Here is a 13,014-nt window from a genome sequence, read left to right on the forward strand (position 1 = left end):
AGAAGGGACCGCTGACGGCGATGCAGATCCGGCTGACCGTCGTAGATCCGCTGGGCCCGTCGGCGCCGGCGCCTGGCCGCGCCCCGCGCAGCGACGTCCTGGTCACCGCCCCCGCCGGTACGGCGCTCGCCGCGGTGGCGTCGGCGCTCGTCCAGCTGGTCTCCGGCGGTGACGGCTCGGGCACGCCCGTGCTGTACGCCGGGGAGCAGCGGCTGGACGCGCAGCGCTGCACGCTGGGCGAGCCCCCGCTGACCGACGGTGCCGTGCTGTCCGTCGGCGCGCCCGGCGAGCCGGAGCCGCACCCCGAGCTGGACGGCGCCCCGGCCCAGCTCCAGGTCGTGGCCGGCCCCGACGCCGGCGGCGTCCATCTGCTGCACGGCGGCGAGATCCGCATCGGCCGCTCCGCCGACGCCGACGTGCCCCTCGACGACCCGGACGTCTCCCGGCTGCACTGCGCGGTGACGGTGAGCGCGGACGGGCGCGTCGCGGTCGCCGACCTGGACTCCACGAACGGCACGACGGTGAACGGCGCGCGGGTCGGCGCCCGGGTGGTCCCGTTCGCGCCGGGTGCGCTGCTGCGGATAGGCGAGTCGGCCCTGCGGCTGGCCCCGGCCGGGGGGCCGGGGGGCCGGGTGGAGACGACGCCGGACGGCGAGGGGCACGTGCGCGTGGCCGGCCCCGCCGGGGACGGGGTGGTGTCCCTCTCCTCCCCGCCCGTGGCGGACCCGGGACCGGCCGGCCCCTCGGGTCCCGCCCATCACACCTACGGCTCGGCCGCCTGGGGCACGCCGGGTGCCTCCGGGCGCGGCGCGGCTGATCCGGCCGTGGTACCGGGGCAGGGCGGGGCGCCGCGGATCGAGAGCGGGAGTGCGGGGGCGGCGTCGGACGCGCCGCGGCAGTGGGAGCAGGGCAGCAGTGCCCGACCTGGGGGCAGCGGCGCCCGTCTTGCCGGCAGCGGGAGTGAAACCCTGTCGGGTGACCGCCGGAGCGAGGTGCCGTCCCCGGGCAGCCGGGGCGACGCGCCCTCCGGAGTCCGCCGTAGTGACGTGTCCCCACCGGCCGCGGGGGGCGCTGCTCGCGCGGAGGACCGCCGGAGTGACGTGCCACCCACGGGCAGCCGGGGCGAAGCCCCCTTCGAGAGCCGCCGGGGTGAGGTGCCCGCCCCGGGCCACCGAGGCGAAGCCCCCTCGGGTGACCGCCGGAGCGAGGTGCAGCCCTCGGGCAGCCGGGGCGACGCGCCCTCCGGGAGCCGCTGGAGTGACGTGCCGCCCCCGGGCGGCCAGGGCGAAGCACCCTTCGGCAGCCGTCGGAACGACATGCCCTCCCCGGGCAACCGGGCCGAAACGCCCTCCGCGAGCCGCCGAAACGACGTACCCGCCCCAGGCAACCGAGGCGAAGCCCTCTCCGGCAGCCACCGAAACGACGCGCCCACCGTGGGCAACCGGGGCGAAACCCCCTCACGCGACCGCCGGAGCGAGGTGCCGCCCTCGGACAACCGAGGTGCAGCCCCCTCCGCGAGCCGCCGAAACGACGTACCCACGCCGGGCCACCGAGGCGAGGCCCCCTCCGGCAGCCGTCGGAACGACATGCCCTCCCCGGGCAACCGGGGCGAGGCCCCTTCCGGCAGCCACCGGAGTGAGGTGCCGCACCCGGGCCCGGGGGGCGCGGCCCACGCGGGGGACGGCTGGAGTGAGGTGCCGCCCGGGGGCACTGGGGGTGAGGCCCGTCGGCTGACGGGCGGCGGGGGATCGCGGCCCGGGTCCGCCGGGGCCGCGCAGTCCTCCTCCGGGACGCACGGAACGCGTACCCGGCAGCACGACGCCGCTCACGGTTCGGCGCCCGCGGCGCCTCCGGGAGCCCCGGCCGACGCCGTACGGCAGCGCGATGCGGGCCGGGCCGCGAGCGGCGCCGGGGACACGCACGCGGGTCGTTCCGGGATCGCGGCATACGACACCGGTCACGCGGACGGAGTCGGTCCGCACCCCTGGGCCCAGGACGGGCCGGCTGCTCCCCCCGGTACGGACGACCCGGCCCTCGCGGACCAGCGTGCCGGGCGCGGACGCAAAGGCACTCCCCTGCGCGGCACCGACGTGCCCCTGGGGAACCGCAGGCGTGGCGGGCTCGGGGCATGGGCCCGACGGCTGGCCGGAGGGCGTGGCGAGCAGGCGGCGGAGGTGCCCGAGGCGTATGAGGACGCCCCGGCCGCTGCGGTGCCGGAGCGGCACCCGGTCGTCGTGCCGGCCGCGCCGGAGACCTGGCCGGACGCGGCCACACTGCTGCTCACGGCCCTGGGGCCCGGGCCGCGGCTCTGGGAGCGCGGTCCAGGCCACCCGGAGGCGCTCGCCGTGCGCCTCGGTACGGCCGACCGGGCGGCGCCGGACGGCTCGGGCCTGCTGCCCGCCGTCCCCGTGACCGCCGGGCTGCGCGAGGTCGGCGCACTGGGCCTGGCCGGACCGCGGGCGCGGCTGGCCGGGCTGGCGCGGGCCGTGCTGGCTCAGCTCACCGCGCTGCACTCCCCGGACACACTGGAGATCGTCCTGATCGCCGCGGACCGCTCCCGCCCTCTTGAGGAGCGCACCGCCGAGTGGTCCTGGCTGGGCTGGCTGCCGCACGTGCGCCCGGGGCACGGGCAGGACTGCCGGCTGCTGCTGGCCCTCGACCGCGAGCAGGCCGCGGCCCGCACCGACGAACTCACCCGCCGCCTGGAGGACCAGCTGGCGGACGCGGCCGCGGGGAGCGGCGCACAGCCCGCCGGCACCGCCTCGTCCCCCGCCGCGACCGTCCCGGCCCCCCGCCGCCCCTCCTGGGCGCGGGACGACGCCTCCGGTCCCGACGCGGCAGCCGGTTTCCCCGGCCCCTACACGGTCGTGGTCGTCGACGGCGACCCGGGCGGCGCCGACCTGCGCGAAGCGGTCGCGCGGCTGGCGCTGGAGGGCCCCCGGGCCGGGATCCACGTCGTCTGCCTGGCCGAGACGGCCGCCGCCTCCCCGGCCTCGCCGGTGACGGAGACGTACGAGGCGGCCTGTTCGGTGGCGCCGACGTTCCGGCAGTGCGGCGCGGTCGCGCTGCTCAGCGGGGACGTGGCGACGGCCCTGCGGCTGATGCGGGTGGCCCGGGCCGGCGGTGACGGCGCGCCGGCCGGGCCGGTCGGGCACGGCACCATCGCCACCGTCGACGCCGTCTCCCCGGCCTGGGCCGAGCGGTTCGCGCGGGCTCTGGCGCCGCTGCGGACGGACGGCCCGGCGGGCGAGAGCCAGCCGCGCGTCTCCGCACCACTGCCGCAGGCGGCCCGCCTGCTGGACGAGCTGGGCCTGGCCCGGGCCACCCCGGCGTCGCTGATGGCGCGCTGGGCGGACGCGGCCGACGACGCCGACGCGCTGGGCGGACGTGTGCGCGCGGTGCTGGGCGCCGGTCCGCGCGGGCCGGTCTGCGCGGACCTCGCGGTCCAGGGCCCGCATCTGCTGATCGAGGGCCCGCCGGGCAGCGGCCGTACGGAGCTGCTGCGTGCGGTCGTCGCGTCGCTGGCCGCCGCCGAGCGGCCGGACCGCCTCGGCATCGTGCTGGTCGACGGCCGGGGCGGCCCGGGCGCCGGCGGCGGGCACGGCGAGGGGCTGCGGGTGTGTACGGACGTACCGCATGTCACCACGCTGCTCATGGCCCACGACCCGGTCCGGATGCGGGAGTTCGCGCAGTCCCTGAGCGCCGAGCTGAAGCGGCGTGCCGAGCTGCTCGGGCGGTCCGACTTCGCCGAGTGGCACACCGGGCGCGAGCTGTCGGGCCGTATGGTCACCCAGCGCACGGCGACGGCGCGGGGCGGTGAGCGCGCCGAGACCGCGCCCCAGGGAGGGGCCGGGGATCTCGACTCCCCGTCCAGTTCGACCATGCGGCTGCGGCCCGGAGCGGCCCGGCGGCAGACGGAGGCGGCCGCGCCCCCGCTCCCCCGGCTCGTCGTGGTCGTCGACGACCTGGACGCGCTGGTCTCCCCGGCGCTCGGCTCGACCGGCCGGCCCGCGGCCGGGTCGGTGATGCGCGCGCTGGAGGCCGTGGCCAAGGAGGGCGAGCGGCTCGGCGTCCACCTGGTGGCGGCCACCGGCCCGTGCCCCCGCACGGCGGAGACGGAACCGGCGCGCCGGGCCACCCTGCGCGTCGCGCTCGACGCGCCGGCCTCCGGCCCGGACGAGCCCGCTCCCGGCCGGGGGCGGCTGACCGGCCCGGACGGGCGGGTCACCCCGTTCCAGGGCGGTCGGGTCACCGGCCGGATCCCCCGGACGGCGACGCTGCGCCCCACGGTCGTACCCCTGGAATGGCACCGCATGGGTGACCCTCCGGCCCGGCGTCCGGTGCGGGAACTCGGAAACGGCCCGACCGACCTGGCACTGTTGGCCAGCGCGCTGGAAAGGGCGGCGCGGGAGGTCGCGGCGGCGAAGGTGCCGTCGCTGCTGTAGCCGGAGACGGCCGCCGGCCCCACTGGCGTCATGGGCCGCGGCCCTGGTCACGAGGGAGTCACGATCCCCCGCTTGACAGCCGACGCCATCTTGCCGCCCCCGCACACCCGGGCGTAGACCAGATCGCACGGGAGCGCGCTCGACGTTCAACGAAGAACGGGGCAGTCATGCGCATGACGAGCAGCACCATCCGTACACGCTGGTCGCCCAAGCGGGACACGGCGACCCCCCAGCACCGCAGAGCCGCCAGGACGGCGGCCGCCGTCGCCGCGGGAGCCCTCGCGCTCTCGCTGTCCGCCTGCGGAAGCAGCGACGAAGGCAGCGGTGGAAGCACGGGCGACACCGACGAAACCACCAACAACGTCACCCTTCCGAAGCTGGACGGGACGAGCCTCGAGGTCGCCGCCGTGTGGAGCGGTACCGAACAGGCCAACTTCAAGAAGGTCCTTCAGGAGTTCGAGAAGCGCACGGGCGCCAAGGTCACGTTCGTGCCAGCGCAGGACCCGATCATCAACTTCATCGGATCCAAGGTGGCCGGCGGGCAGCCGCCGGACATCGCGATGCTGCCGCAGCCCGGCGCCATCAAGCAGGCCGTCGACAAGGGCTGGGCCAAGGAGCTGGGCTCCGAGGCCGCCAAGGAACTCGGCGAGAACTACTCGCAGGGCTGGCAGGACATCGGCAAGGTGGGCGGCAAGCAGTACGGCGTCTACTACAAGGCCGCCAACAAGTCCCTGATCTGGTACAACAACCAGGTCTTCGAGAACGCCGGGGCGAGTGAGCCCGAGACCTGGCCGGATCTGCTCAACACCGCGCAGACGGTCTTCGACTCCGGCGTCACCCCGTTCTCCGTCGGCGGCGCCGAGGGCTGGACGCTGACCGACTGGTTCGAGAACGTGTACCTCTCCCAGGCCGGGCCGGAGAAGTACGACCAGCTGGCCAAGCACGAGATCAAGTGGACGGACCCGTCCGTGAAGGACGCGCTGACCACGCTCGCGCAGGTCTGGGGCAAGCCGGACTGGATCGCGGGCGGGGCGAACGGGGCGTTGCAGACCGACTTCCCGGCGTCCGTCACCCAGGTGTTCACCGGCGGGGACCAGCCCAAGGCCGCCATGGTGGCCGCGGGTGACTTCGCGCAGGTCAACATCCCTTCCAGTATGAAGATCGGCACGGACGCGAAGGTGTTCCCGTTCCCGGCGGTCGGTGACAACGGACCGGTGGTCTCGGGCGGCGACGCGGCCGTGATCCTGGAGGACTCGAAGGGGTCGCAGGCCCTGGCCACCTGGCTCGCCTCCCCGGACGCGGCGTCGATCCAGGCCAAGCTGGGCGGCTACCTCTCGCCGAACAAGAACGTGCCGAACTCCGACTATCCGAACGCGGTGCAGCAGAAGATCGCCAAGGCGCTCATCGACGCCGGTGACGACTTCCGCTTCGACATGTCCGACCAGGCCCCGCAGGCCTTCGGCGGAACGCCCGGCAAGGGCGAGTGGAAGATCCTCCAGGACTTCCTGAAGAACCCGAAGGACATCGCGGGAACCCAGGCGAAGCTGGAGGCCGAAGCGGCAGCGGCCTACGGGAACTGACGTCATGTCGTCGGTTCCGGCGGCAGGGGGCACCAAGCCCCCTGCCGCTCCCAAGTCGCGCAAGAGTGTGACCGGCACCCGCAGGACCGTCGCGGCGCTGTTCCTGTTGCCCGCGCTCGTCCTGCTCGGCGCGCTCGTGGTGTACCCGATCGGGTACTCGGTCGTGCGCAGTTTCTACGACCAGTCCGGCGACGGCTTCGCCGGAATAGACAACTACAAGGCCCTCTTCACCGACGAGGGCATCCGCACCGCGCTGAAGAACAACATCATCTGGGTGGTGTTCGCGCCGACGGTCGCGACGGCGCTCGGCCTGATCTTCGCGGTGCTGACCGAACGGGTGCGCTGGGGTACGGCGTTCAAGCTGGTCGTCTTCATGCCGATGGCGATCTCGATGCTGGCGGCGGGCATCATCTTCCGCCTGGTGTACGACCAGGACCCGGACAAGGGCTTCGCGAACGCGGTGTGGGTGGGCGTGCACGACACGTTCTCCCAGGCGTCGGCGTTCCCGAAGGCCCACCCGGGCCGGGAATCGCCGCTGGAACCGGCCGGCGGGGGCGCGTTCATCACCACGTCGCCGGTCCGCACGGGCGAGGCGGTCTCGCTGCCCCTGGTGGGTGTGGCACCGGACCTGATGCCCGACGGGGCCAAGGCCGCGGTGGCGCCGAAGCCCGAGCCGGACAAGGTCACGGGCACGACCTGGCAGGACTTCACGCGTGGCAAGGGCGTCGGCACGCTCAACAGCGTCGACGCGGCCGAACTGGGCTATGCCGGGATGAAGGTCGAGGCCGTGAAGGACGGGAAGGTGGTGGCGTCGGCGACGGCCGCCGACGACGGCACCTTCACGCTTCCGGCCGCGGCCGACGGGGCCCAACTCCGGCTCCCGGCGTCCAACTTCAAGGAGCCCTACAACGGCCTGGACTGGCTCGGGCCGTCCCTGGTCACCCCGGCCATCATCGGCTCGTACATCTGGATGTGGGCGGGTTTCGCGATGGTGCTGATCGCGGCCGGGCTCGCGAGCGTGCCCCGGGAGCTGCTGGAGGCCGCCCGGGTCGACGGCGCGACCGAGTGGCAGGTGTTCAGACGGGTCACGGTGCCGCTGCTGGCGCCGGTCCTGGCGGTCGTCGCCGTCACCCTGATGATCAACGTGCTGAAGATCTTCGACCTGGTCTTCATCATCGCCCCCGGCTCCTCCCAGGACGACGCGAACGTCCTGGCGCTGGAGCTGTACCGCAAGGGCTTCTCCGAGGACCAGCCGGGCATCGCCAGCGCCATCTCGGTGTTCCTGCTGCTGCTCGTGATCCCGGTGATGTGGTTCAACGTACGCAGGCTGCGGCGGGAGGTGCGGCGATGAAGGCCAAGCAGTCGCTGGGATCGCGGCTCGCCGAGGCGGTCGGCGGCGGGGTGCTGCGGGTGTTCCTCATCGTCGTCGGACTGTTCTGGCTGGTGCCGACGATCGGGCTGCTGCTGTCCAGCCTCCGTGCGCCGGAGGACATCTCGGCCAGCGGCTGGTGGAAGGTGTTCACCGAGCCCTCGCAGATCACCTTCGACAGCTACGCGAAGCTGCTGGAGAACGAGGACATCACCAGTTCCCTGCTGAACACGGTCTGGATCACCGTGCCGGCGACCCTGCTGGTCGTGATCATCGGCTCACTGGCCGGCTACGCCTTCGCCTGGATGGAGTTCCCGGGCCGGGACTGGTGGTTCCTGGGCGTGGTCGGTCTGCTGGTCGTGCCCGTGCAGGTGGCGCTGATCCCGATCGCCGAACTCTTCGGCAGCATCGGCATCTTCGGCTCGGTGCTCGGCGTGGTGCTCTTCCACGTCGGTTTCGGTCTGCCGTTCGCGGTGTTCCTGCTGCGGAACTTCTTCGCGGAGATCCCGAGGGAGCTGCTGGAGGCGGCACGGCTCGACGGGGCAGGCGAACTGCGCCTGTTCTTCCGTGTCGTCATGCCTCTCGGCGGTCCGGCGATCGCCGCGCTCGGCATCTTCCAGTTCCTGTGGGTGTGGAACGACATGCTGGTCGCGCTGATCTTCTCGGACTCCGGGAGCCAGCCGATCACGGTCGCGCTCCAGACGCAGGTACGGCAGTTCGGCAACAACATCGACGTGCTGGCACCCGGCGCGTTCATCTCGATGGTGGTCCCGCTGGCCGTCTTCTTCGCGTTCCAGCGGCAGTTCGTGTCCGGCGTCATGGCGGGCGCGGTCAAGTAGCCTTCAGAACAGCGCAGTTGAAGGGGCGGGCCGAGGGCGGTCCGCCCCTTCCGCGTTCCCCCGGATGCCGTAGCCACCGTAACCAAGTCGGCCCATCGGCCGTTCCCGGGCCGAACGCCCGCGCCGACCGATGGATGGCCTCTTGCCCAGGTTCAGTGTCATTGTCCCCGCGTACCAGGTTCAGGCGTACCTGCACGAGTGCCTCGAATCAGTGCTCTCCCAGTCCTGTCCCGATCTGGAACTGATCGTCGTCGACGACTGCTCGCCGGACGCGTGCGGCGCGATCATCGACGAGTTCGCCGCCCGTGACACGCGCGTACGCCCGGTCCACCTGCCGGAGAACGTGGGCCTGGGCCGCGCGAGAAACGCCGGGGTGGCGCACGCGAGCGGCGACTACCTGCTGTTCCTCGACAGCGACGACACCCTCACGCCCGACGCGCTGCGGTCGATCGCCGACCGGCTGAAGGAGACCGGCGAGCCGGACGTGCTGGTGTTCGACTACGCGCGCACCTACTGGACGGGGGAGGCGATCCGCAACCAGGCGGCCCTGCAGCTCACCGAGCAGGGCCCGGCGCCGTTCCGGCTGGAGGACCGGCCCGGGCTGCTGCGGCTGCTGATGGTCGCCTGGAACAAGGCCTACCGGCGGGAGTTCGTCGAGCGCGAGGGCTTCGCCTTCCCGCCCGGCGTCTACGAGGACACGCCGTGGACGTACCCGGTGCTGATGACCGCCGAGTCGATCGCGACCCTCGACCGGGTCTGCGTGCACTACCGGCAGCGGCGCCAGGGCAGCATCCTGCGCACCACCAGCGAGCGGCACTTCGACGTCTTCGAGCAGTACGAGCGGGTCTTCGCGTTCCTCGACGAGCGCCCCGGGCTGGCCCATTGGCGGCCGGTGCTGTTCCGCCGCATGGTGCACCACCTGGCGATCGTGTACTCCCGGCGGGACCGGCTGCCCCGGGGCTCGCGCGCCGACTTCCTGCGCCGGGCCCGCGGCCACTACCGCCGCTACCGCACCCCCGGCGTGCCCGTCCCCCTGCGCTGCCGGATCCACCACGTCCTGATCCGCTTCGGCCTGCACCGCACCTACCGCACGCTCCAGCTGGCCTCCGCCCTGCACCGCGCCGCCGCCAGGACGACCGGGACGCTGCTGCGGGGCCTGCGGTCGGCAACCCTGCGCACCCACTACCGCGTGCAGCGCTGTCTGCCGCTGCGCGCCGACCGCGCCGTCTTCGCCGCCTACGACGGCCGCGGCCACGGCTGCAACCCGGGCGCGCTGGAAGCCGCGTTCCGGGAACTCGCACCGCACATCCGCACGGCATGGATCGCCCGCCGCGAGCACCACCACACGATCCCGCCCGGCCCGCGCCGCCTCGTTCCCGGGACGGCCGCCTACTGGACGGCCCTCGCCCGCTCCCGCTACCTGGTCAGCAACACCGGCTTCGACGACCGGCTGGCCAAGCGCCGGGGCCAGGTCCTGATCCAGACCGGGCACGGCACCCCGCTCGGCCACCTCGGCCTCGACCTCCAGGAGCGCCCCGCGGCGGCCCGCGGCCGGGACTTCACGCGACTGCTGAAGGACGTCGACCGGTGGGACTACGTGCTGTCCGCCAACCGCCACACCACGCTGACGAACGAGCGGGTCCACCCCGGCCGCTACACCACGCTGGAGTACGGCTACCCCCGCAACGACGTGTTCCGGACGGCGACCCCGGCGGACGTGGCCCGGCTGCGCGCCTCGCTGGGCATCCCCCGGGGCTCGGTGGCGATCCTGTACGCGCCGACCCACCGCGACTACCGCCGCTCCCAGCGCCACCCCCTCGACCTCCAGCGGATCGTGCGCCGCCTCGGCCCGCGCTTCATCGTCCTGGCCCGCGCCCACCACGCCTACGACGCACCGCTGACCAGCACCTGCGGCCGGGTCGTCGACGTCTCCGGGCACCCGAGCGTGGAGTCGCTCTGCCTGGCGTCGGACGCCCTGGTCACGGACTACTCGTCGCTGATGTTCGACTACGCCAACCTGGACCGGCCGATCGTGGTCCACGCCGACGACTGGGAGGCGTACGACGCGGCCCGGGGAACCTACTTCGACCTGCGCGACTTTCCGCCGGGCGCGGTCGCTCGCGGAGAGGACGAGCTGATCGACATCTTCGCCACCGGCCACTGGCGCGGCTCCCGCTCGGCCCAGCTGCGGGCGGCGTTCCGCGAGCGGTTCTGCACCTGGGACGACGGCCGGGCCGCCGAGCGGGTGGTGCGCCGGGTCGTCCTCGGTGAGTCGGAGCTGCCGCCGGTCGTGCCGCTCGGCGAGCGCCGCCCGGTGCCCTCGGCGGCGGCCGCGCTGACGCGCGAACCGCTCACCACCGTGCCGCTGCCGGCCGGCCCCCGCGCCGTCAGCGACAGCCTCTGACCACGGTTCTCACCCCGGGGAGTCCGCATGCCCTCCAGCCCGTCCCGGCCGACACCCAGCCGGCCGTCCTCCTGGCGCCCATCCGGGCGGCCGGGACGCCCGCGCGCCGGGTGAGAACTACCGACTCCGGCAGCCCCGCCTCTTGACAGCCCCGCCTCCTGACAGAAAGAGCAGAATGCCCCGCTTCAGCATCGTCGTCCCGTCCCATGGGGTCGCGGGCCGGCTGTCCCAGGCTCTGGACTCCGTCCTCGCCCAGTCCTTCGGCGACTTCGAGCTGATCCCGGTGTGCGACGCACCCGACGCACCGGCGGCGGACGTCGTCACCGGGTACGCCGAGCGGGACTCCCGGGTGACGCCGGTGCATTCGCCGCCGTCGGACGGACTGGCCGGGGCGCGCAACACCGGGCTGCGGGCGGCGGTCGGCGGCCATGTGCTGTTCCTCGACGGTGACGACGTCCTGGTCCCGGGGGCGCTGGCGGCCCTGGACGCCCGGCTGGACGGGACCGGCGACGTGGACGTCCTGTACTTCGAGCACGAGCGCACCCCCTGGTGGGAGGGCGAGCCGACCAACCCGGCCGCCCCCCTGCTGGCCAGGACGCCGGACGGGGCCTTCACCCCCGACCGCGCCCCCCGGCTCACGGGCGTGACGCTCCCGGCGTGGAGCGCGGTCTACCGCCGGGCCTTCCTCACCGAGCAGAACATCACCTTCCCCGGGGACCACTTCACCGATGTCGGCTTCGGCGGTCTTGTCGCCCTGCGGGCGGAGCGGGTGGCGGCCCTGCGCACGGTCGTCGTCCGGCATCTGCTGCGCCGGCAGGGCAACCTGCTGGGCCTGCCCGGCGAACACCATGCCGAGCTGCTGGACCAGACCGAGCTGGTGCTGACGCGGGCGGCGGAGCAGGACCTGCCGGCGGACCGGCTGAAGCCGCTGTTCGAGCAGCTCTTCGCCGCCGTGCTGAAGACGGCCGCCCACCCGCGGCGGCTGACGTCCGGACGACGGGCCTTCTTCCGGCGGGCGAGCGCGCTCTACCGGCGGCACCGCCCCGACGGATACCGGGCCCCCGGCGGCAGCCTCGGCGTCCAGCACCGGCTGCTGGCCTCGGGGTCGTACGCGGCGTTCCGCTCCCTGCGCGCCGCCAACCGGACGGTATCGCGGGCCGCCGCGCTGCTCCCCCGCCCGCGGGGCCTGCGCACCCGGCTGCGCTACGCGGCCGCTCTGCGCATGCCGCTGGACCGGAACCTCGTCGTGTACTGCGCGTACTGGGGCCGCGGCTACGCCTGCAACCCGGCCGCGATCCACGCCAAGGCCCGCGAGCTGGCCCCGCACCTGCGCGCGGTGTTCCTGGTGGAGCCGGACGCGGTGGGCAGCGTGCCGCCGGGCGTCGAGCACGCGGTGATCGGCAGCCGGAAGTACTGGCAGGTGCTGGCCCGCGCCAAGTACCTGGTCAACAACGCCAACTTCGCTGACGCCGTGGTCAAGCGCCCCGGCAGCGTGCACCTCCAGACCCAGCACGGCACCCCGTTGAAGACGATGGGCGCCGACCAGGCGACCTACCCCGTGGTGGCCGCGGCGACCGGCAGCTTCGCCAGGCTGCTGGCCCGGGTGGACCGCTGGGACTACAACCTCACCTCCAACCGGCACTCCACCGAGATGTGGGAGCGGGCCTTTCCCAGCGCGCACGAGACCCTTGAGTACGGCTATCCGCGCAACGACATCTACTGCACGGCGTCCGCCGAGGACGTCGCCCGCGTCCGCAAGGAACTGGGTGTCCCCGACGGCAAGAAGGCCCTGCTCTACGCGCCCACGCACCGCGACTACGCCACCGGCTTCGAGACGGGCCTGGACCTGGCGGAGTTCTGCGAGGCGATCGGCGACGACTACGTGGTGCTGCTGCGCGCCCACTACTTCTACGACCAGGGGGCGAGCAGGGGCGGCGGGCGGATCATCGACGTCACGGGGCACCGCTCGTCGGAGGACGTGTGCCTGGCCGCGGACGGTCTGATCACGGACTACTCGTCGATCATGTTCGACTACGCCAACCTGGACCGCCCGATCGTCGTGTACGCCGACGACTGGGACGTCTACCGGGAGACCCGGGGCGTCTATTTCGACCTGATGGAGCTCCCGCCCGGCCGGGTCGCCCGGACGCCCGGCGAGCTGGCGGCCGTCTTCCGCGACGGCTCCTGGGCGGACGGGACCGCCACGTCCCTGCGGGCCGCGTTCCGGGAACGCTTCTGCCAGTTCGACGACGGGCGGGCCGCCGAACGCGTCGTGCGCCGGGTGCTGCTGGGCGAGCCGCCCGAGTCGGTCCCGCCCGTGATCCCGCTCGCGGAGCGCGTCCCGGCCCCCGCCGCCATCCTCGTGAGGAGCTGACCG

The 13,014-nt window shown here is 74.0% G+C and carries 6 protein-coding genes; all 6 read left to right on the forward strand.

The genetic code is table 11. The annotated features are described in order from the left end of the window. Positions 1–20 precede the first annotated feature (20 nt). The 6 genes from RFN52_RS15505 (at position 21) to RFN52_RS15530 (ending at position 13,011) form a co-directional block, all read left to right on the forward strand. Positions 21–4,445 (forward strand): FHA domain-containing protein, encoded by a 4,425-nt coding sequence (locus RFN52_RS15505; protein ID WP_184846963.1) that lies wholly within the window; start codon positions 21–23, stop codon positions 4,443–4,445. A gap of 167 nt (positions 4,446–4,612) precedes the next feature. After that, positions 4,613–6,025, forward strand: coding sequence for an ABC transporter substrate-binding protein (locus RFN52_RS15510; RefSeq protein ID WP_184846965.1), 1,413 nt, complete (start codon positions 4,613–4,615; stop codon positions 6,023–6,025). A 4-nt stretch (positions 6,026–6,029) separates the two neighbouring features. Beyond that, positions 6,030–7,376, forward strand: coding sequence for a carbohydrate ABC transporter permease (locus RFN52_RS15515; protein ID WP_229856324.1), 1,347 nt, complete (start codon positions 6,030–6,032; stop codon positions 7,374–7,376). Continuing rightward, positions 7,373–8,233: a carbohydrate ABC transporter permease gene (locus tag RFN52_RS15520; RefSeq protein ID WP_184846967.1), complete on the forward strand. Its 861-nt coding sequence runs from the start codon at positions 7,373–7,375 to the stop codon at positions 8,231–8,233. The genes RFN52_RS15515 and RFN52_RS15520 overlap by 4 nt, the downstream gene beginning before the upstream one ends. A gap of 142 nt (positions 8,234–8,375) precedes the next feature. Next, positions 8,376–10,637, forward strand: coding sequence for a bifunctional glycosyltransferase/CDP-glycerol:glycerophosphate glycerophosphotransferase (locus RFN52_RS15525; protein ID WP_184846969.1), 2,262 nt, complete (start codon positions 8,376–8,378; stop codon positions 10,635–10,637). A 175-nt stretch (positions 10,638–10,812) separates the two neighbouring features. Further along, on the forward strand, positions 10,813–13,011 hold the full coding sequence (locus RFN52_RS15530; protein WP_184846971.1) for a bifunctional glycosyltransferase/CDP-glycerol:glycerophosphate glycerophosphotransferase: 2,199 nt from the start codon (positions 10,813–10,815) through the stop codon (positions 13,009–13,011). Positions 13,012–13,014: the final 3 nt, after the last annotated feature.

This window comes from Streptomyces collinus, from assembly GCF_031348265.1.
In the GTDB taxonomy this organism is placed as follows: domain Bacteria; phylum Actinomycetota; class Actinomycetes; order Streptomycetales; family Streptomycetaceae; genus Streptomyces; species Streptomyces collinus.

What these genes read in the sequence shown, in the direction of transcription:
- RFN52_RS15510 (WP_184846965.1), top strand. Translation starts at nt 4,613, where the DNA reads ATGCGCATGACGAGCAGCACCATCCGTACACGCTGGTCGCCCAAGCGG.
- RFN52_RS15530 (WP_184846971.1), top strand. Translation starts at nt 10,813, where the DNA reads ATGCCCCGCTTCAGCATCGTCGTCCCGTCCCATGGGGTCGCGGGCCGG.
- RFN52_RS15505 (WP_184846963.1), top strand. Translation starts at nt 21, where the DNA reads ATGCAGATCCGGCTGACCGTCGTAGATCCGCTGGGCCCGTCGGCGCCG.
- RFN52_RS15515 (WP_229856324.1), top strand. Translation starts at nt 6,030, where the DNA reads ATGTCGTCGGTTCCGGCGGCAGGGGGCACCAAGCCCCCTGCCGCTCCC.
- RFN52_RS15520 (WP_184846967.1), top strand. Translation starts at nt 7,373, where the DNA reads ATGAAGGCCAAGCAGTCGCTGGGATCGCGGCTCGCCGAGGCGGTCGGC.